Annotated in this window: 21 protein-coding genes; 8 read left to right on the top strand and 13 right to left on the bottom strand. The window is 49.7% G+C overall.

Going from position 1 to position 23,523, the window contains the following annotated elements; genetic code table 11:
* Window positions 1-559 precede the first annotated feature (559 nt).
* The gene (gene acs / locus EOE67_RS03910) at window positions 560-2,509 is read left to right on the top strand and encodes an acetate--CoA ligase (protein ID WP_127697751.1); all 1,950 of its coding nucleotides are present in this window, start codon (window positions 560-562) and stop codon (window positions 2,507-2,509) included.
* A 136-nt stretch (window positions 2,510-2,645) separates the two neighbouring features.
* Window positions 2,646-3,326 (top strand): LuxR C-terminal-related transcriptional regulator, encoded by a 681-nt coding sequence (locus EOE67_RS03915; protein ID WP_127697752.1) that lies wholly within the window; start codon window positions 2,646-2,648, stop codon window positions 3,324-3,326.
* Here the strand turns inward: EOE67_RS03915 and EOE67_RS03920 are convergent.
* The 3 genes from EOE67_RS03920 to EOE67_RS03930 form a co-directional block, all read right to left on the bottom strand.
* Window positions 3,323-4,162 (bottom strand): kinase, encoded by an 840-nt coding sequence (locus EOE67_RS03920; RefSeq protein WP_240652711.1) that lies wholly within the window; start codon window positions 4,160-4,162, stop codon window positions 3,323-3,325. The genes EOE67_RS03915 and EOE67_RS03920 overlap by 4 nt on opposite strands.
* Window positions 4,155-5,264, bottom strand: coding sequence for an AI-2E family transporter (locus EOE67_RS03925; protein WP_127697753.1), 1,110 nt, complete (start codon window positions 5,262-5,264; stop codon window positions 4,155-4,157). The genes EOE67_RS03920 and EOE67_RS03925 overlap by 8 nt, the downstream gene beginning before the upstream one ends.
* A 77-nt stretch (window positions 5,265-5,341) precedes the next feature.
* Window positions 5,342-8,887: a PAS-domain containing protein gene (locus EOE67_RS03930; protein WP_127697754.1), complete on the bottom strand. Its 3,546-nt coding sequence runs from the start codon at window positions 8,885-8,887 to the stop codon at window positions 5,342-5,344.
* Between the two features lie 168 nt (window positions 8,888-9,055).
* On the opposite strand from EOE67_RS03930, the gene EOE67_RS03935 reads away from it, so the two are divergent.
* The 3 genes from EOE67_RS03935 (at window position 9,056) to EOE67_RS03945 (ending at window position 11,737) form a co-directional block, all read left to right on the top strand.
* Window positions 9,056-9,319 carry a DUF4212 domain-containing protein gene (locus EOE67_RS03935; RefSeq protein ID WP_127697755.1) on the top strand — a complete coding sequence of 88 codons (264 nt, stop codon included), beginning with the start codon at window positions 9,056-9,058 and terminating at the stop codon, window positions 9,317-9,319.
* A 5-nt stretch (window positions 9,320-9,324) separates the two neighbouring features.
* Window positions 9,325-11,091, top strand: a complete 1,767-nt coding sequence (locus EOE67_RS03940; RefSeq protein WP_127697756.1) for a sodium:solute symporter family protein — start codon at window positions 9,325-9,327, stop codon at window positions 11,089-11,091.
* 115 nt (window positions 11,092-11,206) lie between these two features.
* On the top strand, window positions 11,207-11,737 hold the full coding sequence (locus EOE67_RS03945; protein WP_127697757.1) for a hypothetical protein: 531 nt from the start codon (window positions 11,207-11,209) through the stop codon (window positions 11,735-11,737).
* Between the two features lie 47 nt (window positions 11,738-11,784).
* On the opposite strand, the gene efp is transcribed toward EOE67_RS03945, so the two are convergent.
* From efp to EOE67_RS03965, 4 genes are read right to left on the bottom strand one after another with little or no spacing between them, the layout of a single operon-like run.
* Complete coding sequence (efp, locus tag EOE67_RS03950; RefSeq protein WP_442966062.1) at window positions 11,785-12,345, bottom strand: elongation factor P; 561 nt, start codon at window positions 12,343-12,345, stop codon at window positions 11,785-11,787.
* An 18-nt stretch (window positions 12,346-12,363) separates the two neighbouring features.
* Window positions 12,364-13,539, bottom strand: coding sequence for an elongation factor P maturation arginine rhamnosyltransferase EarP (gene earP / locus EOE67_RS03955; RefSeq protein WP_127697758.1), 1,176 nt, complete (start codon window positions 13,537-13,539; stop codon window positions 12,364-12,366).
* Window positions 13,540-13,583: 44 nt separating this feature from the next.
* Window positions 13,584-13,991, bottom strand: coding sequence for a hypothetical protein (locus tag EOE67_RS03960; protein WP_127697759.1), 408 nt, complete (start codon window positions 13,989-13,991; stop codon window positions 13,584-13,586).
* The gene (locus tag EOE67_RS03965; protein WP_127697760.1) at window positions 13,964-14,500 is read right to left on the bottom strand and encodes a hypothetical protein; all 537 of its coding nucleotides are present in this window, start codon (window positions 14,498-14,500) and stop codon (window positions 13,964-13,966) included. Before EOE67_RS03965 ends, EOE67_RS03960 begins: the two co-directional genes overlap by 28 nt.
* A gap of 138 nt (window positions 14,501-14,638) precedes the next feature.
* On the opposite strand from EOE67_RS03965, the gene EOE67_RS03970 reads away from it, so the two are divergent.
* From EOE67_RS03970 to EOE67_RS03980, 3 genes are all read left to right on the top strand, one after another.
* Window positions 14,639-15,955, top strand: coding sequence for a sensor domain-containing diguanylate cyclase (locus tag EOE67_RS03970; protein WP_206099423.1), 1,317 nt, complete (start codon window positions 14,639-14,641; stop codon window positions 15,953-15,955).
* A complete protein-coding gene (locus EOE67_RS03975; protein WP_164852214.1) occupies window positions 15,945-17,933 on the top strand; it encodes a TonB-dependent receptor plug domain-containing protein in 1,989 nt (662 codons plus the stop codon). The genes EOE67_RS03970 and EOE67_RS03975 overlap by 11 nt, the downstream gene beginning before the upstream one ends.
* 71 nt (window positions 17,934-18,004) lie before the next feature.
* Window positions 18,005-18,439: a YfiR family protein gene (locus tag EOE67_RS03980; protein ID WP_276317434.1), complete on the top strand. Its 435-nt coding sequence runs from the start codon at window positions 18,005-18,007 to the stop codon at window positions 18,437-18,439.
* A 40-nt stretch (window positions 18,440-18,479) separates the two neighbouring features.
* Here the strand turns inward: EOE67_RS03980 and EOE67_RS03985 are convergent, their stop codons facing one another.
* The 6 genes from EOE67_RS03985 to thrS form a co-directional block, all read right to left on the bottom strand.
* A complete protein-coding gene (locus EOE67_RS03985; RefSeq protein WP_127697763.1) occupies window positions 18,480-19,088 on the bottom strand; it encodes a LysE family translocator in 609 nt (202 codons plus the stop codon).
* A 16-nt stretch (window positions 19,089-19,104) separates the two neighbouring features.
* Window positions 19,105-19,968, bottom strand: a complete 864-nt coding sequence (locus EOE67_RS03990) for a substrate-binding periplasmic protein (protein ID WP_127697764.1) — start codon at window positions 19,966-19,968, stop codon at window positions 19,105-19,107.
* A gap of 172 nt (window positions 19,969-20,140) precedes the next feature.
* The gene (gene rplT / locus EOE67_RS03995) at window positions 20,141-20,500 is read right to left on the bottom strand and encodes a 50S ribosomal protein L20 (RefSeq protein ID WP_068069276.1); all 360 of its coding nucleotides are present in this window, start codon (window positions 20,498-20,500) and stop codon (window positions 20,141-20,143) included.
* 16 nt (window positions 20,501-20,516) lie between these two features.
* Entirely contained in the window at window positions 20,517-20,714 is a 198-nt protein-coding gene (gene rpmI / locus EOE67_RS04000) for a 50S ribosomal protein L35 (RefSeq protein ID WP_068069322.1), read from the bottom strand.
* A gap of 104 nt (window positions 20,715-20,818) precedes the next feature.
* Window positions 20,819-21,376 carry a translation initiation factor IF-3 gene (gene infC / locus EOE67_RS04005; RefSeq protein ID WP_276317431.1) on the bottom strand — a complete coding sequence of 186 codons (558 nt, stop codon included), beginning with the start codon at window positions 21,374-21,376 and terminating at the stop codon, window positions 20,819-20,821.
* 12 nt (window positions 21,377-21,388) lie between these two features.
* Window positions 21,389-23,299 (bottom strand): threonine--tRNA ligase, encoded by a 1,911-nt coding sequence (gene thrS / locus EOE67_RS04010; protein ID WP_127697765.1) that lies wholly within the window; start codon window positions 23,297-23,299, stop codon window positions 21,389-21,391.
* Window positions 23,300-23,523 lie beyond the last annotated feature (224 nt).

Here is a 23,523-nt window from a genome sequence, read left to right on the forward strand (position 1 = left end):
TTCAGTTCGTGTCAAGCGTCTTTTTATCGACTATTTTCACTTTCTTCAAACTCACTCAGTTCGCTGCTTTCGCTGCTCACCGTGGCATGGCGCGCATTATAGGGCGTATTTAAAATGGCGCAAGCGGAAATTTGAAGAAAACTGCAAAACCCGGTTTGATTGCCGAACTTTTGCCCAACTTGTCGCATAAAGCAACAATTCAGCCTATTTAAGCAGTACTAAAAGACAATTATCGTCGTCAGTTCCACATTCAGTGCGTCTTACAACATCAACTTCGGCAGTGTCATCACTGCTACTACGTACTGAATCAAGCTGGTGTGACCTTTATCGAAGGCCATTTGTTGCATAGTTGTGGTCTGTCCGCTGTTGTTAGTTTTATTTGTCGGTAATAAATCGTTTTACGCTGGTTCAGGTTTGACCGAAGCAGCATTTTAGTCACAGCACCCGAACAAATGACAAACCAGCTAGACTAATGTCTAATTTTCGGCACCGGTCACTTGCGGTAGAACAACAGCATTATATTGTAGCTGGCGCCAAGCGCCCTTGGAGAAATTGAGTTATGTCCCATCAACAACTTTATCCGGTTACGCAAGCCGCTTTAGCCAGAACCTATCTGACGAACGAGCAGTATTTGCAGATGTACCAACAATCTATTAAAGAGCCAGAGCAATTCTGGGCCGAACATGGCCGCCGGCTCGATTGGATCACACCTTATACCAAAGTCAAAGACAGCAGTTTTGAATTGGGTAATGTCCATGTGAACTGGTTTAGTGATGGCACCTTAAACGCCAGCTACAACTGTCTGGACCGCCATTTGCCAGCAAAAGCCAATCAAGTTGCTTATTTCTGGGAAGGTGATGAGCCTGGCGTACAAAAAGCCGTCACTTATCAGGAGCTTTATGATGAAGTGTGTCAGCTGGCCAACGGTATGCGTAGTCTTGGCGTAGGCAAAGGCGACAAAGTCACTATCTATTTACCGATGATCCCACAAGCGGCTGTCGCCTTACTGGCATGTGCCCGAATTGGCGCCGTGCATTCGGTAGTATTCGCCGGGTTTTCGCCGGACGCTTTGGGCAGCCGGATTGTCGATTGTGATTCCAAACTGGTGATCACAGCCGATCAGGCGTTACGTGGCGCCCGTACTACGGCATTAAAAGACAACACCGATTTAGCTTTAGGCCACTTGGGTGCGGCAAATCCGGTCAAGCATGTGATTGTAGTGAAACATGTTGGCCAAAATATTGATGAGCATGCCGGGCGCGATGTCTGGTATCACGATTTATTAGCCGCGCAGCCTAAACACTGCGAACCAGAACCGATGAACGCTGAAGATCCATTGTTTATCCTTTATACCTCAGGATCTACCGGCAAACCAAAAGGTGTGTTGCATACCACCGGCGGTTATATGGTATGGGCATCAATGACGCATCAATATGTGTTTGATTATCAGGATGGTGATGTTTACTGGTGCGCCGCCGACGTCGGTTGGGTCACCGGCCACACTTATATAGTGTATGGACCGCTGGCCAACGGCGCAACCAGCGTAATGTTTGAAGGGGTTCCGACTTATCCAAACGTCAAACGAATCGCGCAGATTGTTGATAAATACCAAGTGAACGTCCTTTATACCGCCCCCACTGCCATTCGCGCTTTAATGGCACATGGTACTGCCGCGGTTGAAGGTGCCAATTTATCCTCACTGCATTTATTAGGGAGTGTCGGCGAGCCGATTAATCCGGAAGCCTGGCATTGGTACCACGAGCAAGTGGGTAAAGGTCAATGCCCGATTGTCGACACCTGGTGGCAAACTGAAACCGGTGGTGCACTGATTACCCCGTTACCTGGCGCAACCGCATTAAAACCTGGCTCTGCCACCCGGCCATTTTTTGGCGTTATTCCGGCAATTGTGGACAACGAAGGCAATCTGCTTGATGGTACCTGTGAAGGCAACCTGGTGTTGCTCGATAGCTGGCCTGGCATGATGCGCACGGTATTTGGTGACCATGACCGCTTTGAACAAACTTATTTCTCTACTTATAAAGGCATGTACTTTACCGGCGATGGTGCTAAACGCGATGAAGATGGTTATTACTGGCTGACTGGCCGGGTTGATGACGTGCTCAACGTATCAGGTCACCGCTTGGGCACCGCCGAAATTGAAAGCTGCCTGGTGGCACATGAAGCCATTGCTGAAGCCGCGGTGGTCGGTTACCCGCATGACTTAAAAGGCCAGGGCATTTATGTGTTTATTGCGCCACGTGTTGGCGTTGAACCCAGTGATGATCTGACAAAGGCCGTGAAAGAATGGGTACGCCGGGAGATCTCGCCAATTGCCAGCCCTGACTTAATTCAGTGGGCGCCGGGTTTACCCAAAACCCGCTCTGGTAAAATTATGCGGCGTATTCTGCGTAAAATTGCCGCTAATGAACATGATTCCTTAGGCGACATTTCGACGCTGGCCGACCCTTCGGTGGTCGAGCATCTGATTGAGAACCGTTTAAACAAGTAGCAACTGGCCAGAGTATAAGCTATTGAATAGCTTATACTCTGGCAAATGCCTAGACAGTGATCAATGTCTTCACTATGCTGCGTACACGCGAGGATCGGACTACATCGGGATCCAGCTTGCTAAACCGGAGCCTAGTATGACCAAGCTAATAGTCGCAGACGATCACCCGCTGTTTCGAAATGCCCTGATTAATGCCATCAGTAACACCTTTATCACCAAAGCCACTATAGAAGCCGACTGTTTTGAAGCCACCTGTCAGGCACTAGAACAGCATCCGGACGCCGACTTGTTGTTACTTGACCTGCATATGCCGGGAAATTGTGGTTTTCTCGGACTCATTCAGCTGCGCAAAAACTTCCCGACATTACCCATCGTGGTGATCTCCGCCAGCGACGATCCAGACGTCATTCGCCGGGTAATGAACTTTGGTGCTTCTGCTTATATACCAAAATCAGCGCACCCGGTCGAAATTGGTAAAGCTTTGACCGCAGTGATGGATGGCGAAACCTGGTTACCGCAAAATTTGCAGGCATTATTCAAACCGGATCCACACAACGTAGCGGATTTAGATTTAGCCGCCAAAGTGGCACAGCTGACCAATCAGCAATACAAAGTGCTGTATTTCCTGACCGAAGGTTGGCTGAATAAACAAATTGCCTACGATTTACATATTTCCGAAGCGACGGTGAAAGCGCACTTAACGGCTATTTTCAGAAAGTTAGGTGTCACCAACCGCACTCAGGTGGTGATCCAGGCGCAGCGGCTGCAGTTGGAACCGCCGGTTGATCGCGCGATGGCGCAGCATGATCCGGCCTAAAGCAACTGCGGTTGATGGAACGCGTCTAGTTCCACCACCAGATCAGCACGTTGTGGCAATACCAAAAAGCTATGCTCCGTCAGCCGCTGAAAAGTTTGCATAAAACGCTCAAGCTCAATGTCGTTCATCCCTTTACCGCATTGCTGGCGCAGTTGATGTTCCTGCAACGCCCGCCAGCGGCAGATCGTTGGCCAATCCGGTGCTTTTAACCAAATCAGCGAACTCAGCAACGACCAGTATTGCTGATACTGACCTGCCAGTTGCTGATTAACAAAGTGGCGCCAGCTAAAGCTTTGATCTTCAGATTGTTCTAATTGATTCACGGCTTGCTGGAGATCGGCTGTAGATTGCGCCGTCAGACCTAAACACCAGCCCTCGATAATCAACAACGAAAACTGTTGTGGTGCACGCGCAGCAATGGGTTGATCCAGCGCTTTGTCAAAACGTGGCAATGCCACCGGCTGCCCATTGCGCACGGCCTGAGCATCGGCAATCGCCTGAGCGATATGATGGCTTCCCGGCACGCCGCGCATCACGAGCAACGGATGCACCTTCGCCGCCAACACGGCTCGCTGCTGCTGACTCAGATAATAATCATCCAGCGACACAGCACCCGCAATAACGCCCTGCTCCTGCGCAAATTGTACTAACAAGGTCGACAGCGTGGTTTTACCGCTGCCCTGCGCGCCAGAAATGCCGATCACAGCCGGTTCCTGATACTCTTTGCTCAGCGTCTGCCACAGCCCAGTGACAAACATCCGGTACTGATCTCGCTGACGTTGCTTTGGAAACAACGCCAGCAGCTGTTGCTCGAAGCTCTGCACGGTGTCACTCAATCGTTTTGCTGTTCATTCGCTGCTCGGCCACATCTTCGGACGAAGAGGCGGTGCTAAAACCCGCCTGATTAAATTCAGTGATAAAGATCTGCCAAAACGCCAAAAACAACGCTGCAATTAATGGCCCTAACACAAAACCATTAATCCCAAGCAAGGTGATCCCACCCAGGGTTGAAAACAGCACGATATAATCCGGTAACTTGGTGTCGCGGCCTACCAGCAACGGCCGCAGGATGTTATCAGCCAGACCAATCACCAGCGCACCGTACGCGATCAGTACCGTTGCCTGCCACCACTGCCCGGTTGAATACAAATACAACGCCACCGGAAACCACACCAACGCCGCTCCAATGGCCGGTAATAAACTTAAAAAAGTCATCACCACGCCCCACAAAATAGGCGCCGGTACGTCAAGGATCCACAAAATAATCCCGCCCAGTACGCCCTGTACCACCGCAACCACCAGATTACCTTTAACCGTAGCGCGGGTCACTTCAGCAAATTTAGCAAACAACATCCGCTCGCGCTCGTCACCTAACGGCAAGGCCACAATAAAGAGCTCAACTAATTTGGCGCCGTCTCGCAGCAGAAAAAATGCCAGGTACAACATCAAGCCGATATTTAAAAACAAACTGGCAGCATTCTGACCCACAGCAAAGGTTTTTTCCGCTAACAGCCGGCTACCTGCAACCGCAGCTTCAGACAAACGCTGTTTAATATTGTCGGTATCGACACCAAATTCCTGCAATGTGTTAGTGACCAACGGAAATGCCATTTTGATCTTATCCAGCGTTGCTTCGGGATTTAGTTCACCCTTTTCGATCCGCTGGTAAAAACTGATCCCTTCCTGCACAAATGATGCGCCAATCGCCAGCAAGGGCAGCACGACCATCACCACACAAATCAGCAACGTCAGCGCGGCAACCCGATTTGGTTTATTGCCAAGTTTGTACAATAAAAAACTTTGCAACGGGTAAAAAATGACCGCCAGCGCCGCTGCCCAAAAAATTGCCCCCCAGAATGGTTCCAATACCAGACCAAAGCCAAAGGTCACCGTTATTAATAACACTAAAAAAAATCGCCGTTCCAGCTGTGCACGCATTCGTTTAACTTCTCCCTATCAATATTCTTTTATCCTACCATGAGCCAGCCAGAAACCAATCCCAGCGTGTTGGATCCTTAACTGCCTTTCGCCAAACGTAAATAATTCAAACTAGCCCGCAAGGCGGCGGCTTTGATCGGTTTTGCTAAAAAAATCATCCCGGCTTGTTTGGCTCGCTCCGGTAAATCCGGCTCTGGCGCTGCTGACACCAAAATAGCCGGCACGCCAGGCCAGTATTGTTGTAATTGCTGGTACAGCTGCAGACCATGCTGATGCTGACCTAACTGGTAATCCAAAATCAATACATCCGGCGCGGCCGTTGTGGTCGCCAGTTGTAAAATGCTGGCGGCATCGTGGCAACTGCGCAGGTTCCCGACGCCCCATTGCCGGAGCAAGGCCGCAAGCGCAGTCAGATTTGCCGTGTCATCATCAACACAACAAATCGACAACCCTGCAAACGGACTGTGCGCAACCGACACTACCGGCAGTGACTGATTCTGGATATCCGCAACGTCGACCTTGTTGAGAAACGGTACTGTGAACCGAAACACCGTGCCTTTGCCAGGTACCGAAACCACTTCAAGGCGATGACCCAGACTTTTCGCCATCCGCTGTACCACGCCGAGGCCAAGGCCAACGCCGGACTCACCGCGTGCGGTCGCGTCAACCCGATAAAAATCATCAAAAATATAAGGTAAATCCTGTGCTGCAATACCGGGGCCGGTATCCCACACTTCGATGCACAACAATTCGCCGCGGCGTCGACACCCTAACAACACCTTGCCAGTGGGCGTGTATTTAATCGCGTTGGACAACATATTTTGTAAAATACGGCGCAAGTAAGTTGAATTACTTTGCACCAGATAGCTGCTGGTACGGACTTTAAGTTGCAGATTTTTCTGCATCGCCAGCAATGAATATTCATCGTGTAATTGCCGCAATAAACCGGCAAGTTCAACCGGCTGCCTTGCTGGCTCTAATTTGCCATCATCCAGCTTGGCAATTTCCAGCAAGGTGGAAATCAGCTCCTCGGTGGCTTTGAGTGAGTTATCGAGCTGCCCAATCATCGCTTGCTGGCGCGCAGGTTCCGCTTGCTCCTGCAGTGCCGCGGTAAACAAACGGGCGGCGTTTAGCGGCTGCAAAATATCGTGGCTAGCCAGCGCCAGAAATCTGGTTTTTGATGCGTTGGCACTTTCGGCTTCAGCTTTTGCCAACAATAATTGTTGCTCAGTGATCCGGCGTAAATCAATTTCATCGAGCAGTTCATCATTGATCTGGCTGATTTGTTGCGTGCGCTCCACCACCCGTTGTTCCAGATGTTGTTTCGCTTCCGCCAGTTGTTGCACTGCTTTTACATGGCCAGTGATATCGGTAAAGCTGGTGACAAAACCACCGCCAGGAATAGGATTACCACGCATTTCAATCACGGTGCCGTCCGGTCGCACCCGCTGAAACACATGCGCCGTACCACGTTGCATATGCTGCAGCCGTTTTTGCACATGATCGTCGGCGCTGCCCTCACCGCACAAACCGCGTTCGGCATTAAACCTGACGATATCGGCTATCGATCGGCCAACCCGCACCATGCCTTCGGGATAATCAAACATTTCCAGGTATTGCCGGTTCCAGGCCACCAGCTGTAAATCACGGTCAACCACGCTCACGCCCTGACTCAAATGCTCCAGCGTCGAGAACAGAATTTTGCGCGAAAACTGGATCGCCTGGCGGGTGTCGTCGAACAAAGTCACCACATCTTCAAATGCCAACTGACGCCCATCCAGCACCGCATTGACCATGGCGGCAGCGCTGGAAGATCCAATCACTCCGGCCAGTTCCCGTTCAATGTGGCGCACCAGCGCAGGCTCCGGCGCTTCGTCCAGTGCCGGAGCCTGTCGTTGACGGCGGCTGAATTCGGCAATCGACTCATCAGCGCGGTCAACTCCGATAAAACGCTCCAGTAAAGTTTTTAGATCCTGGCCATAAATGCGGCTCCGCCGGGCGGTTTTTACCTCGTCCAATGGCAAATTCGGTTTCACAAAAGCGACCGCTTGCAGCCGGTCGTTTAAATTGGCTTTATGCAACAACGACATCGCAACATAGGCCAGCAAATTAAGTCCCAGTGACCACAACACGCCATGACTGAGCGGGTCAATGTCGAGCCCAAACAACCTAGTTGGTCGAAGCCAGCTTTGACCAAACAACCCCTGCTGCATAATCGCGCTGTCGACCACCCCGACACTGACCAACTGTGGCAACATCAGACAGAAAAACCACAGCGTAAAGCCAATTCCGACGCCGGCATAAACGCCAGATGCCTGGCCCCGTCGCCAGTACAAACCACCCAGCACCGCCGGTGCTAACTGAATAATCAGGGCAAAGGCCAGCAGACCGGTTTCGGCCAGCTCATAATTTCGGGCAAATAGTGTGTAATAGCCGTACGACAACGCCATCACCACCACAATCATCAACCGGCGTACCCGCAAAATCAGCGGACTGTAGTCGCGCGCAAGCTGTGCATTTGGGTTGGCTCTTAGCAGCGTTGGCATCACCACATCGTTACTGATCATGGTACTGAGCGCCAGCGTGGCGATGATAATCATCGACGTTGCCGCCGAAAAACCGCCAATAAATACCAGTGCACTGACACTTTCCCAGCCCTGACTGGCCGGCAGTAACAATACAAAACTATCGGCATGCGCCAGCTGCTGCGGGAATAACTGATAACCAGCGAGCGCTATCGGCAGCACCACCAACGTCACCAACACCAGATAACCGCTGAACCAGCGTTTGGCGTGTTGCAGATGTTGGGGTGCAACATTTTCAACAAAAGTGACGTGGAACTGGCGCGGTAACAAAAAAATGGCCGCCATTGCCAGCACGGTTTTGGTAATAAAAGCCAGCAGACTAAACGATTCATGGTTGCTGCGCGTGGCAGCATATTGGGTAAAATCACTGAACACCGACCAGGGCCTGTCCAATACAAACCAACACACCGCAAACGCCAGCGTCAACAACGCAGTGAGTTTGATCACCGATTCAAAAGCAATCGCGACCATCACACCACGGTTTTGCTCCGTTAACAGCACTTTACGGGTACCAAACAAAATCGCAAACAACGTCATGGTCAATGCACTTAGCAGTGCGGAATCTTGCCACCAGGCAGCCTGCGTATTTTCTGGCTGACCTAACAACACCTGATATGAAGTTGCCACCGCCTTGAGCTGCAGTGCGATATAAGGCACCACCACGATCAGACACAACAGCGCACTCATCGCCGCGATGGCGTGGCGTTTGCCATAGCGGGCACTGATAAAGTCAGTAATCGAAGTGACATTGTGTTTCTTGGCGACAAACAATAACTTACGTAGTACTGGTTGCCCGAAGACAAACACCAGCAAAGGCCCAAGATAAATCGGCACATAGTCCCAGCCGGAACTGATGGCCGAACCCACAGCGCCATAATAAGTCCACGACGTACAGTACACAGCAAGCGCCAGACTATAAATCAGCCCGCCATACTTTTTGAGTAATTGATCCGATGCGTGACGTTCAGCCCAATTGGCAATCAGGAACAAGCCACCGACATAACACAGCGCCAATACAGCAACAATCCACGCAGCCACGAAGGTCTCCATTAATCTGTAGGGTCAAAACCAGCCGCTAATGTTCGTCAGCAAAGCGCTGATGTCAATACTGCGATGATTTGCTTCGACTAAAGTCGGGCTTTCGTTACCACAGCCAGCTGCTAGATTAAAGCTGCTCGTAACAATAACAAAAGAAGGATTTAATAAATGACGGTGCATGATAAAAATGCGGAGGCGTATTGGAAAGCCAATTTGCGTCTGATCATCGGTAGCCTAATCATCTGGGCGCTGGTGTCCTATGGATTCGGCATTATCTTCCGGCCACTGCTGGCTGGAATTGCGATCGGCGGAACTGATCTTGGCTTCTGGTTCGCGCAACAGGGTTCGATTATTACCTTTATCATTCTGATTTTCTTCTACGCCTGGAAGATGAACAAACTTGATAAAGCATACGGCCTGGACGAGGAGTAACCCCGATGAGCCAATTTGCAATCAACTTGTTGTTTGTCGGCGGGTCGTTCGCGCTTTATATCGTGATCGCGATTTGGGCCAGAGCCGGCTCCACCAAAGAATTTTATGTCGCTGGCGGTGGCGTCCACCCGGTGATGAACGGGATGGCGACCGCCGCTGACTGGATGTCTGCAGCCTCTTTTATTTCAATGGCCGGCTTAATTTCCGTCGGCGGTTACGCCAACTCCACCTATTTAATGGGTTGGACCGGTGGTTATGTGTTACTCGCCATGCTATTAGCGCCTTATTTACGTAAATTCGGCAAATTCACCGTGCCCGATTTTATCGGCGACCGTTTTTACAGCTCAGGTGCCCGTTTAGTCGCTGTCGCTTGTTTAATTATTGCTTCTGTTACTTACGTGATTGGCCAGATGACTGGTGCCGGCGTCGCGTTCTCGCGTTTCCTGGAAGTCAGCAGTGACGCCGGTTTAATTATTGCGGCGGTGATTGTGTTTATGTATGCCGTGCTTGGCGGCATGAAAGGTATTACCTACACCCAGGTCGCGCAGTATGTGGTGCTGATTGTTGCTTATACCATTCCGGCAGTGTTTATTTCGCTGCAACTGACTGACACCTTCTTACCACCGCTTGGTTTGTTCTCGGATCATGTGCAATCTGGCGTGCCATTACTGCAAAAGTTAGATGAAGTGGTGCGTGAGCTGGGTTTTGTTGATTACACCGCTGATGTCGATAACAAACTGAATATGGTGTTGTTTACCTTGTCGCTGATGATTGGTACTGCCGGTTTACCGCATGTGATTATCCGGTTTTTCACCGTACCGAAAGTGGCGGATGCCCGTTGGTCTGCCGGTTGGGCGTTGGTGTTTATCGCTATTTTGTATCTGACGGCACCTGCGGTTGCATCCATGGCCCGGTTAAACCTGATGACCACTATTTTCCCCAATGGCCCAACAGCTGATGCAGTCAAATATGAAGAACGGCCAGACTGGATTAAAAACTGGGAAAAAACCGGTTTAATCAAGCATGACGATCTCAATGGCGACGGTCGCATACAGTTGTATAACCACAGCCCGGCTTTTGCAGCAACCGCGACCGAGCGTGGCTGGAAAGGCAACGAGCTGGAAGTGAACAACGATATTCTGGTGCTGGCCAATCCGGAGATCGCCAATTTGCCAGGCTGGGTGGTTGGTTTAATCGCAGCTGGTGGTTTAGCGGCAGCGTTATCGACCGCGGCGGGTTTGTTGCTGGCGATATCGTCCGCCATCAGTCACGACTTAATTAAAGGCTCGATCAATCCGCATATCACGGAAAAACAGGAATTGCTTTATGCACGAATCTCGATGGGGCTGGCGATTGTCGTTGCGACCTGGCTGGGGATGGATCCCCCCGGCTTTGCCGCGCAAACCGTAGCACTGGCGTTTGGCATCGCTGCAGCGTCTATATTTCCAGCTTTGATGATGGGGATTTTCTCCAAACGGGTGAATAGCAAAGGCGCTATTTGGGGGATGGTGGCAGGGATGGTGTTTACCTGTGTTTATATCTTCCTGTATCTGGGTTGGTTTTTTATTCCTGGCACTGCTTCGTTTGAAAACATACCGGAAAATTGGATCTTCGGGATTTCGCCGTTGTCGATTGGAGCCATTGGTGCGGCAATTAACTTTCTGGTGGCCTTTGGGGTGTCCGCTGTGACAGAGCAACCGCCAAAAGCAATTCAGGATCTGGTCGAAAGTGTACGCTTCCCGCGGGGTGCCGGCACTGCAGTTGATCACTAACGAACGTCAGCAGCTGTAATCTGAGGCTTTGCTCAGGTTACAATCTGCCCTGTAGACTCATGGGTCTTCACCGGCCCATTTTTTCCGTCAGACGGTTAAAAGGATAACGAACACAATGCTTTGGGAACTTCTGGCCACAATGATCGCCGGTGTTGGCGCTGCGGGGGGCGCCCTACTGTTACGTAAATTGAGCCGCCAACGCCTGCCTAAGTACTGGGTGCCGGTGTTTGCCGGTCTTGGCATGCTGACCTTTCAAATTCATGGTGAATACAACTGGTTCCGCCATCAAAGTGGTTTATTGCCGGAAGGTGTTACAGTGGTCCGTACTGTGGAAAGTTCCAGCTGGTGGCGTCCCTGGAGTTACCTCAAGCCACACACGCTGCAATTTGTTGCGATGGATAGTAAAAACGCCAGTTCGAATCAGCACAATACCGACTTAGTGCTGGTTGATTTGTATTTTTTTGAACACCGTCAGCCTGCCAGGCGGATCAAGCAAGTAGTCCACTGCGCCTTGCAAAAGCGAGCTTTGTACAGCAACACACTGCCTCTGCCTAAACCTGGCGAAGCCGTTGATGACCGCTGGCAAGTATTAGCACCCGGCGATGTAGTGCTGTTGCAACTCTGTACACCAAGCCGTTCCGACTAAATAAAAAAACCCGCACAAAACGGCGGGTTCTTTCAACTGGCGGCTAATTACTTAGCACGGCCACGGTATTCGTCAGTACGGGTATCGATTTCGATTTTGTCACCAGTTTCAACAAATGCTGGCACCATCAGTTCAAAACCGGTGTCCAGTTTAGCTGGCTTCATCACTTTGCCTGAAGTATCACCACGGGCAGCAGGTTCTGAGTACACAACTTCACGAATAACGAATGGCGGCAGGTCAACAGAGATTGCACGCTCACCGTAGAAAACAACTGAACACTGCATATCCGGAACCAGATATTTCAGCGCTTCGGTCATGTTTTCAGCTTCGATTTCGTATTGATTGTATTCAGCATCCATGAATACATACATTGGATCAGCGAAGTAAGAATAAGTCACTTCTTTGGTATCAAGCATCACTTGTTCAAACTTGTCGTCAGCGCGGTAAACAGTCTCTAAACCGCCACCGGTCAACAGACCTTTCATTTTCATTTTAACAACAGCAGCATTACGGCCAGATTTGTTGAATTCAGCTTTCTGAACAACCATTGGCTCGTTGTTGACCATGATCACCTGGCCAGCGCGTACTTCTTGAGCAGTCTTCATCATAATTGAAATATCTTCTTGTTAGGAAAAATTGCGGGGCATTATAAATTTATTTTCAGCAAAACGCACGAGGTTGGTAACAAGATCTTGCTGTAATAGCAAAAACTGCTGCCATTGCCGCTGGTGCTCGGTAATTTCTTTCATATTTTCAATCAATAACGGCATTAGCTCTGCAAGCGATTGTTCTAAATCCCAGCGGATATGCAGTTGCCGGATGAGTTCGGAAATTGCGGCTGGCGCCGCTTGCAGATATTTATCCAAAAATGCCTGCAATTTCACCTGATGGGCTTGTTCTTGCTGGCGATAAATTTGCCAAATCATTGGCTTACCCGCCCAGTGCGCCCGGATCACCGAATCTTCACCCCGCACAAAATTGAGATCACAAGCCGCCAGCAGGTAGTCATAGTGCGGTTGTGGCATAAATGGCAGGAGTTCAAGCCGTAGCCTATTAATTGTGATTGATGTCTGGGTGGCAAGTTCTGGCCAGATCTGCCGCAGCTGCTGCGCAACCACACCTTCTGGCACTAACAGCAACACCGACTGCGGTAACTGCTGCAGTTGTCCGACAAAATCAGCAATCGCTTGCTGCTGATAACAAAACAGTGAAATTTTTAGTTGATACTGCATGGCATCAACAACTCCGGCCTGAGCCCAGAATTGCTGCTGCGCCGGTACATCCTGACTAAAGGTTTGCAAATTCTCAACCAAGCCTTTTTCACGTAATAATCCGCCAGTTTGTGTGGTAAAACCTGGGAAAAAGAAATACTTAGCCAAGTTAAGCCCTGCTTGTGGTGAGGCCAGAGAATGGCAGCCATGCACCCAATCTTCGGCCGATAAATACTCCAGATTCAACCAGATAGCATCTGGGCGCAGCGCTGAAAACTGCGACAGGTAAGAAGTTGGCACCGAGCAAGCCAGCGCCTCAATGAGCAGATCCGGAAATTCATCGGCGGTCAGTGCTGGAAATTCAGCCTGCCATAATCTGATCAGCACACCAAACTGCTGCTGCTGTGCCGACTGCGGATTAATCTCTGGGCAAATGCGTTGAAAACTTTGTAAATCATCGACCCAGAGCGTCACTGCAATATTATGTTCAGCTGCCATTTGCCTGGACAATCGCCAGCAAATACCAATATCACCGAAATTATCAATGACGGTACAAAATACGTCACAACGTTTAATAGTCCGCACGGACATAGATGTTCTCCAAAGCGCATACCACAGATGCTTTGCTTGATATTTTAACCAAATGAACGCCAGACGATACCGACCAATTTCAGACTGATCAGCAAAGAGCCCACGAATAACAACAAGATCAAACTGGCGGTACCGTGTAATTTCAGGTAAAACCAGTAAAATTTGAGTTTCATCCTCCAGCCAGCCCCTGCCGGTAACAACGGCGGTTGAAAAACAAAAATCAGCCGGATAAAGATCCAGATCAACATCCATAAAGACAGCAGCAACGGCAGCAATAACTCACCGCCACCACGGTGTTCGGCAAACAACCAGTAACCAGTCCATCCGCCGCAGCCAACAAGCAAAACCCACAACCACACAAGCGCAGGATAACGACTGCCAGCAATCCTCGTTAACTGGGTAATGTAACTGCAATACCAGCGCTTCATGTCGTCGGCAACGCTTGTTGCCATAATTCAACCGGAAACAACGGTAAGATCCCTGAGAGGCCAGCCATATCCCCCACCAACCAGATTTGCTCAAACGGATGCTGACCTGGTAACAACAGTCGCGGGCGATATTGCTGCAGATCCTGACAACGCCACAGTGGGTTGGCATTACGGATCACCAGCCAGACGCGCTGACTGTCATATTTTTTCTGACCTTTTTGGGCGATCAGTCGGTTTAGCGCCTCAAGCAGCCGGTCTTCCGCCGGTACTTGTTGCAAGGCCAATAATTGTTGATGCGTTTGTAAGGATAAAGAACGTCCGAGAATATGCATGGCTTCGGCTTCACTTCCATACAAATGGGCGATTTCTAAATCCAGACGTTGCGCTTGCAGATAACAGGAAACATCAGGTTTAGCCGGCTCATTGTGCCAGATATGGCGCATCCGCAATCCAAACTGCTGTTCATACAGGCGCATAAAGAGCCGGGCAGCATCGTGTTCAAGATTTATTTTTTCCAGTTGTTGCTCACGCATGATCCGGACTCGCCCTTCTGCTGGAAATAATTAATAAAATCCTCGCTATATTATCGCAAGCAGCTATAAAAAATAAGACTTCCCAGCTTTAGTGTCGGTGGCAACATCGGCAAATGTCCGGATAAGGCGACCCAGTAAGTGACGCAACCCAGTATTCTGACGCCAAAACACCAAACAGATTTACCCGATTCACTGGTCGTCAGACTCACACGGCTGAATAACGGCATTCTGGCACTGACGCTCACCTTTACTTTCACCGCGATGGCCGCCACCTTTTGGTTCGGCTCTATTTCCCATCAACAACACAATGCGCTGGCCAGTGCGCAAGTGCTGGCCAGCAGTATTGCACCGGCGTTGATCTTCAGTGATCCAAAATCGGCGCAACTTGAATTGCAAACCTTTAGCCGCGCCACTGATGTGCTGGCGGTACAGGTGTTGCACATGTCACAAGTGTCGCCAGGTGAAACAACAATTTTTGTCCAGTGGCAACAGCCAGAATGGAAGAAAACGTTGACACCACCCACCATCTGGCCGCAACAAGCAAATGTGGTGTCGGGCTGGCAGCAATATCAAATCCAGATGCCGATTATGTTTAAACAGGAACAAGTCGGGCTGTTACTGGTACAACAAAGTCTGAAAAGTTTACAGCAGCAGGTGATGGCGCTAATCGCGTTGATGGGGCTCATTACATTATTGATGCTGGCACTGGCCAGCAGAGGTTTGCGCCTGGTGCAACAGCGCGCGTTGTCGCCGATTATTGAGCTCTCAGCGCTGGCAGAACAGGCTGCTCGGGACAATGACTACAGTGTACGGGGCATTGTCAGACGCCATGATGAAGTTGGCCGGCTGACCGAGCGGATCAACGAATTATTTACCCAGGTCGCGGCCAATCAGTTTTGGCTGAAACAACAACTGGCCGACGAGCGTCAAACCGGACAGCAATTAAAACAACTGGCCCATCATGACAGTCTGACCGGCTTGCCCAACCGATTGTACTTCCAGCAACAATTATCCGCGACCCTGCAACTGACACTACAACAGCACAAAACGATGGCGTTGATGTTTATCGATTTAGATAACTTCAAAACTGTAAACGATAGTTTCGGCCACGATTATGGCGATGAAGTCCTGCAACTGGTGTCAGCACGAATGCAGCAGGTGCTGCGCGGCCAGGATTTATTATGCCGGCTGGGAGGTGATGAATTTGCCGTGCTGCTGAGCGAACTGAACGATATCCGCCATGCTGAATCGCTGGCCGAACGGCTGATTGCCGCCGTGCGTTTACCAATGGTGATCCGGGAGCATCTGATGCCGGTCGGTGCCACTATTGGCCTGGCGTTCTGCCCGTTGGATGCCAGCGAGCCTGCCACCTTATTGCAAAAAGCGGATGAAGCCATGTATGCCGCAAAACGCGCTGGCAAGAATACCTTTCGCCGGGTGCAACATGCGCCATAGAGCCTGGTTACTGCTCTGTCTGTGTTATTGCGGCTCGGTTCTAGCGCAGCAGCAATATCAACAACAGCTGCAACAGACGACTTCACAAATAGCCGAGCCTAGCTTGGAAGAGTTGCTGCGAACGCCGTTAAACGCCGTGCCGCGGGATGTGGAAATCACCACGGCGAGCCGTACCCAACAAAGCGCCGACACTGCACCGGCCATCACATATCTGGTCACCAGTCAGGATATCCGGCTCTTCCAGTTACGCACGCTGGCAGAAGTGCTGCAGCTGATGCCGGGAATTCAGATCAGCAGTGATGGCGGATTTCATTACATCGGCGTACGCGGTTTAGGCCGGCATGCCGATTTTAATTCGAGGCTGTTGTTTTTAATCGATGGTGTACGTGCCAACGACAACATTGGCGATGCCATGCTGGTCGGGACGGATGCCATTGTTGATGTGGAGTCGATTGAACGGGTGGAGTTTACCCCAGGGCCAGGCTCTGCCCTTTATGGCAACAACGCCTTTTTTGGGGTGTTAAACATCGTGACTAAGGGCGTCAGCCGGTTACATGGAGTGGCACTGTCGATCCAACTCGACAGTTTACAGCAGCAACAACTGAGACTGAACTTTGCACACCGTGAACAAGCAAGTTGGGAAAGTTGGTTGAGTGCCAGTATCAATGAGCGGCCGAATATACCGCTGACTTACCCGGCTCCCGACCAATTCACCGACTTGCTCCAATCGCAAAACCACGAAGATTTTTATCGGCTGCAAGGCGGATTTAAAAGTTCAGGCTGGTTATGGCAAGGGGCATATAATCAGCGAAAATTGACCATACCGATTGGGCTGAGTGAGCCGTTCACACCAGAGGTGAGCGATATTTCTGAACGAAATTACCGGTACCGGATCAGTAAAAAATTTGTATTCTCGACCGAGTGGGAGCTCGACGCCAAACTGAGCCAAAGTGGACTTGGTTTTCAACGGTTAGAACCTTATCAGGATCCAAGGTTACAGCGGTTTGTCGCGGAAACCAGGATGGACGGTCGCTGGCGGCATATTGAACTCCAACTGGCCAATCGTAGTTTTGCCAGTCATCTGCTGCTGGCTGGATTCGAGCATCAACAGGATTTACTGCAACAAATTACCATCGGCGATGCAGGTTTCCCGCCAGCATTTACCTTTATCGGCAACAATCATCGAACCGGTATTTTCTTACAGGATCTATGGCAAATACTGCCAGAGCATACGCTGGTGCTGGGCGCGCGCTTTGATGACAGCGAAACCGGCCCAGCCATCACCACGCCCAGAGTGGCCTGGATTTGGCAAACCACCGCCGATATGACGCTAAAATTGATGCACGGCAGCGCGTTTCGGGTTGCTAATCTGAATGAATTCAGCACCAATGCCCTCACTATCCACCCTATCCCTTCCGAAGAAAAAATCGAAACAACTGAGCTTGCCTGGCAACATTATCTGACGTCGCAGCTGCAGTATCGGCTGGCATTTTTTCAATCAAACATCACGGATTTAATTGAAATTGACCCTTTTATCGGCGCGTTTATCAACGGCAGCGCCTTACGCAGTCATGGTCTGGATGCCGGCATTGAATATCGGGGACGTCAGCAGCAACAATTCCGGCTGAATTGGTCCTGGCAGAACACCCGTTATCAGCAACAAACGAAGCTACTGGAAAATTCGCCGTCACATCTGCTGAATATTCTCTACAATCAACCCCTTTTTAATCCGGACTTTATTTTTAGCTGGCAAACCAGAGCCGTCAGTCAACGCGAAACCTTACTGGAGAGGCTGCCAGGCTACGTGCTACACAATGCCAATATCCTGTGGCAACTGTCGGACGAATTGGAACTCAGTTTTGGCATTCATAACCTGACCCAGACCCGATATTATGATCAACCAAGCCTAACTGCGCCACCGATCCAAAACTTCGATAGGACAGTCCGTATCGCGCTGCAATGGAGACTGCACCGATGACGTGGGCGCAATTTTGCTTCTTAATCAGCTGCTTGGGCGGCTGTTTCCAAGTGATAGCTGTAGAACCGGACATGCTGCTCAAGGCCAGATTTGTAGCACGATTCGTGCAATTGACTGAATGGCCGCCACCACCGCCGACCCGCTTTCGGTATTGTGTTGCCGGGAATACGCCGTTGCTGCAGGCGTTACAGCAGACAAAGCTACATAGCTCACAAGGCGAGCCGTTGCAGATTGAGGCCATTGAGCAACCAGCCCAGGCATTAACTTGCCAGCTATTAATTCTGAGCCTGGACCAACACGCTGAACTTATTCGCTGGCAACAGCAGCTGGCAGCAACACCGCTGTTGGTGATCACTGACAATAGCGAAGCCTTTCATAGCCTGGCCGTCATCGGTTTAATCACCGAACCAGACGGCATCAGTTTTCGCATTAATCACAGTCTGGCACAGCAGCGTGGCCTTAAACTAAGTTCGCAGTTACTGAAGCTAGCCAGGGAAGTGATATAAACAAAGACTGTTTTGGAAAAACATCAGGCCGGGGATGTTCTCAGTGCCAAGGCCACATCTCGTAAATTACCGGCACGACCGACGCAATCAACAATAAACCCATACTGATATTAAAAATCCGCTGCGGGAGCGGCTTGGCCAATAACGGCCGCAACAAAGCCCCAAACACCAGCCAGGTTCCGACACAAGGGAAACTCATCAACAAAAACGCCGCGGTAATTTGCACCACGTCGAAATAAAAGGAACCAGCCAAGGACGTAAACGCAGCAATAGCGCCCGACGCCATCACCCAGGCTTTGCCATTAATCCATTGAAACAACGCCGCTTGCCAGAAGGTCAACGGCGGCCTTTTGATTGCATCAATAGTGCCTGGCGTGCTGCTGGCGATCCGCCACGCCAGCCAGATCAGGTAGCAGACACCGAGAATTTTAATGATCCAATGCAGCCACGGGTATTGCTGAAACACCACGCCAAAGCCGATGCCGACCAGCAGCACCATGGTTGGAAAACCCAGACAAATACCCAGTAAATGCGGCAAGCTGGCTTTAATACCGTAATTCACGCCGGACGACATGATCATAATGTTGTTTGGGCCAAGGGTAATGGTACTGGAAAATGCAAAGAACAATACGGCGAAAAATACGTCCACGGTCAGCCTCGGTTGGTTATTGATGCTCTAACTTATGCCACAAGCTGGCATCGTCAATCGGCGTTAAGGGTGGTAAAAATGGATTTGGTAATTCAATCACCGTGCGCCGTTCCAACGCCATCTGGGTTAAATGCTTTTGAAAAAACTGCTGAAATAGCGCCAAAAAGCTACCGTCGGCCAATGCTTTGCGCAGGCCTGATTCGATCGTTGCCGCAAGTGCCAAATTGTCTTGTTTGACAAAAAAATACACGGCTCCCGGGTAATGGATGAGCCAGTCGGTTTCAATTACCAGACCTTGTTGCCGCCAGGTTTGCCTTTCAGCTTCAATTTCCAACACGCCGCGCGGAATGGCATCAACGCGGTCTTTTAATAACATCTGGAACAAGTTCTCATACTTCGACACCGCCAAAATCGAAAAACGGCTGGCACGCAGAATTTCGGTATCCACCCAATCGTGCACCTGCGCAAAGCGAAGTTGCTGCAGCGCTTTTTTGTCGGCTAACTGGCTGAATTTTTGCTGATCGGCAGCTTTGATCAGCAGCAACCGATAGCTGCCAAGGCCACGATAAATCGGAATTCGAATGGGTAAATATTGCAGTTCACGGTCACTCGACGTCATGGTCCACACCACATCGATACCACCATTAGCGTTCAACAAATGCAGAGCGCGGCTTTTTGACATAGGTTCAGCGGAAGGTTGCAATTCTGCCTTTACCCCGGCTTTATCAAATGCAAGTTGCAACAACGCAATCGGATATTCCGAACGAAAGTCGCTCATGGTGGCAACTGCCGGATATTTGATGATCAGCGGTTGTGCACAGAGCGGTAACAACGCCCCACCCACCATCCATGTTAAGAACAAGGCCAGACATCGCCTCATTTCAGATCCTTCTCTATTTTAGGTAAATAAAGTGTAGCAAATTACCGGGCTATCACAACCTGAGTTTCGACAGGACAAGACGCAACGGCGACAAAGAGAGTTTGACGGACAGCTTGAGGAATTTTAGACACAAAAAAGGCAGCCGGAGCTGCCTTTTTAAACTACTTAAAAATTAAGCAGTTAAAGCTTGTTTCGCTTTAGACACCAGGGCAGCGAATGCACCTTTGTCATATACAGCGATGTCAGCCAGAATTTTACGGTCGATTTCAACAGATGCTCTTTTCAGACCATCGATGAAACGGCTGTAAGATAAACCGTTTTGACGTGAAGCAGCGTTAATACGCGCGATCCACAGTTGACGGAATTGACGTTTACGTTGACGACGGTCACGGTAAGCGTACTGGCCGGCTTTGATAACTGCTTGGAAAGCTACACGATAAACACGGCTACGGGCACCGTAGTAACCTTTAGCCTGGTTTAATACCTTCTTGTGACGCGCACGTGCGGTCACACCACGTTTTACTCTTGGCATTTAAAATCTCCTAATATTATGCGTATGGCAAGCAGCGAGCGATACCAGCGACGTCAACTTTTGCAACTAACGTTTTTGGACCTAACTGACGCTTACGCTTAGAAGACTTCTTCGTCAGGATGTGGCGAAGATGTGATTGCTTACGTTTAAAACCACCAGAAGCGGTCTTTTTAAAGCGCTTTGCAGCACCTTTGTTGGTTTTCATCTTAGGCATAGTTAAAAAACTCGCATTGTTTTGATTACAACGAATAATAAGGCGAAAAGCCACACTCCACTGCGTTACCGCAGCGGAACACGACTTTTACTTGTATGCACTTATTACTTCTTATTTGGGGCCAGCATCATAATCATCTGACGACCTTCAACCCGGCTTGGGAACGATTCACAGATAGCGATATCTGCCATGTCGTCTTTAATCCGGTTTAAAACGTCAATACCGATGTCAAGATGCGCCATTTCACGACCACGATAGCGCAGCGTTACTTTAGCTTTGTCACCCTCTTCAATGAAGCGACGCAGGTTGCGTAGTTTTACCTGGTAATCGCCTTCATCAGTTCCAGGCCGGAATTTGATTTCCTTGATCTGGATCTGTTTTTGCTTCTTCTTCTGCTCTTTCGCAGCTTTACCCTTTTCGAAGAGGAACTTACCATAGTCCATTAACTTACAAACAGGCGGCTCAGCTGTTGGACTGATTTCTACCAGATCACAACCACCTTCCTCGGCCATCTTAATGGCATCAGCGGTACCTACTACACCTAATTGTTCACCTTCCAGACCAATCAAACGCACTTCGCGGACGTTGATTTCTTCGTTAATACGATTCGGTCTGTTCGTTGGTAACGGTTTCTTTCCTACTTTAATGGTATGTTCCTCCAAGGATTAATATCATCAGACCCGGTCTTTGATTTCTGTGGTTAGTTTTTCAACCAACGCTTGTACAGACATCTTTCCTAAGTCTTCGCCTTTACGTGTTCTTAAGGCTAAATCACCGGCTTCAACTTCTTTGTCACCGACGACAACCAGATAAGGAACACGGGCCAGCGTGTGCTCGCGGATTTTAAAGCCAATCTTCTCATTTCTCAAGTCAGAAGTTGCTCTAATACCGTGAGATTTGAAAGTTTTTACTAATTCTTTGACATAATCGGCCTGATTATCGGTAATGTTCATTACCACAACCTGCGTTGGCGCCAACCATGCCGGCATTAAACCCGCATATTCTTCAATCAAAATACCGATAAAACGTTCCAGCGAGCCTAAAATAGCACGGTGAATCATCACCGGAACTTGCTTCTCGCCGTTTTCAGCCACATAAGAGGCGCCTAAACGTGCTGGCATTGAAAAATCGAGCTGCACAGTACCACATTGCCAGGCCCTGTCCAAACAATCGTGTAAGGTAAATTCGATTTTCGGGCCATAAAACGCGCCTTCACCGTGTAAATACTCGAATTCGATGCCCTTGCTGGTCAGTACATCGGCCAAAGCTTTTTCGGCTTTGTCCCAAATTTCATCAGAACCAACGCGTTTTTCCGGCCGGGTCGATAACTTGACGACGATTTTATCAAAACCGAAAGTTTTATAAGTCTCGTACACCATATCGATGCAACCACCGACTTCAGCTTCAATTTGCTCTTCAGTACAGAAGATATGCGCGTCGTCCTGAGTAAAACCACGCACCCGCATTAAACCGTGTAACGAGCCTGATGGCTCATTGCGGTGACAACAACCAAACTCAGCCATCCGCAGCGGTAAATCACGGTAAGACTTTAAGCCCTGATTGAAAATCTGCACGTGGCCCGGGCAGTTCATCGGTTTAATCGCGTATTCGCGTTTTTCCGACTCGGTGGTAAACATCGCACTTGAGTATTTATCCCAGTGGCCCGATTTTTCCCACAGCGAACGGTCCATCATCAGTGGGCCTTTCACTTCGTCATAATCAAATGAGCGCAGTTTTTCACGGATATACTTTTCAAGTTCGGTGTAGATAGTCCAGCCATCGTTGTGCCAGAACACCATACCTGGCGCTTCTTCTTGCCAGTGGAATAAATCCAAAGCTTTACCGATTTTGCGGTGATCGCGTTTTTCAGCTTCTTCTAAACGGGTTAAATAAGCGCCAAGCTGCTTTTTATCCGCCCATGCAGTACCGTAAATCCGCTGCAGCATTTTGTTTTTGGAATCGCCGCGCCAGTAAGCACCGGCAACTTTCATAATTTTGAAGTGTTGGCAAAAACGCATATTCGGCACGTGTGGACCACGGCACATGTCGATGTATTCTTCGTGATGGTATAAACCCGGCTGGTCGTCTTTGGCGACATTCTGCTCGAGAATTTCCATTTTGTAGCTTTCGCCACGCGCAGCGAAGGTGTCGTAAGCTTGTTGCCAGCTGACTTTTTTCTTCACTACGTCATATTCGGTTTTGGCCAGTTGCAGCATCCGCTCTTCCAGCGCTGCTAAGTCTTCGGTGCTGATTGGACGGTCTAAATCAACGTCATAATAAAAACCGTTGTCGATCACCGGACCAATCGCCATTTTGACGTGTGGCCATAATTGTTTGATGGCGTGACCTAATAAATGCGCACAAGAGTGGCGCAGAATTTCCAGACCAGCTTCATCTTTGCTGGTCACAATCGCCAGTTTCACGTCACGGTCGATGATTTCGCAGGCATCAACCAACACGCCGTCGATTTTGCCGGCAATGGTCGCTTTGGCAAGGCCAGGACCAATGTCTTTGGCAACGTCTAATACAGATAAAGGGGCATCAAAAACGCGCTGACTTCCGTCAGGCAGAGTAATAACTGGCATGTCATTTTCCTTACAGTGGTGACCCATACCAAGGGTCACTTGTGAACAATAATGAAGGTGAATGTTCTTTAGCGTTTAACCATACGAACGGTTAAACCAACCGACACGGCGCGTAGCCTGTGCTGGTTTACCAAAAAGCGGCATTATCTTACCCGTTTGTGCGCTTGGCAGGCAACCACTGTTCCCAGCAAATACCAATCATCTCCCCTGAATATTCACAAAAG

The sequence above is a fragment of the Rheinheimera riviphila genome, assembly GCF_004005945.1.
Classification (GTDB): domain Bacteria; phylum Pseudomonadota; class Gammaproteobacteria; order Enterobacterales; family Alteromonadaceae; genus Pararheinheimera; species Pararheinheimera riviphila.

Coding starts and splice junctions, on each gene's coding strand:
- rplT (WP_068069276.1), bottom strand. CDS start 20,500: ATGCCAAGAGTAAAACGTGGTGTGACCGCACGTGCGCGTCACAAGAAG.
- EOE67_RS03935 (WP_127697755.1), top strand. CDS start 9,056: ATGACGGTGCATGATAAAAATGCGGAGGCGTATTGGAAAGCCAATTTG.
- thrS (WP_127697765.1), bottom strand. CDS start 23,299: ATGCCAGTTATTACTCTGCCTGACGGAAGTCAGCGCGTTTTTGATGCC.
- efp (WP_442966062.1), bottom strand. CDS start 12,345: ATGATGAAGACTGCTCAAGAAGTACGCGCTGGCCAGGTGATCATGGTC.
- EOE67_RS03925 (WP_127697753.1), bottom strand. CDS start 5,264: ATGCGTGCACAGCTGGAACGGCGATTTTTTTTAGTGTTATTAATAACG.
- acs (WP_127697751.1), top strand. CDS start 560: ATGTCCCATCAACAACTTTATCCGGTTACGCAAGCCGCTTTAGCCAGA.
- EOE67_RS03980 (WP_276317434.1), top strand. CDS start 18,005: ATGCTGCTCAAGGCCAGATTTGTAGCACGATTCGTGCAATTGACTGAA.
- EOE67_RS03965 (WP_127697760.1), bottom strand. CDS start 14,500: ATGCGTGAGCAACAACTGGAAAAAATAAATCTTGAACACGATGCTGCC.
- rpmI (WP_068069322.1), bottom strand. CDS start 20,714: ATGCCTAAGATGAAAACCAACAAAGGTGCTGCAAAGCGCTTTAAAAAG.
- EOE67_RS03945 (WP_127697757.1), top strand. CDS start 11,207: ATGCTTTGGGAACTTCTGGCCACAATGATCGCCGGTGTTGGCGCTGCG.
- EOE67_RS03915 (WP_127697752.1), top strand. CDS start 2,646: ATGACCAAGCTAATAGTCGCAGACGATCACCCGCTGTTTCGAAATGCC.
- EOE67_RS03975 (WP_164852214.1), top strand. CDS start 15,945: ATGCGCCATAGAGCCTGGTTACTGCTCTGTCTGTGTTATTGCGGCTCG.
- EOE67_RS03990 (WP_127697764.1), bottom strand. CDS start 19,968: ATGAGGCGATGTCTGGCCTTGTTCTTAACATGGATGGTGGGTGGGGCG.
- earP (WP_127697758.1), bottom strand. CDS start 13,539: ATGTCCGTGCGGACTATTAAACGTTGTGACGTATTTTGTACCGTCATT.
- EOE67_RS03960 (WP_127697759.1), bottom strand. CDS start 13,991: ATGGCAACAAGCGTTGCCGACGACATGAAGCGCTGGTATTGCAGTTAC.
- EOE67_RS03940 (WP_127697756.1), top strand. CDS start 9,325: ATGAGCCAATTTGCAATCAACTTGTTGTTTGTCGGCGGGTCGTTCGCG.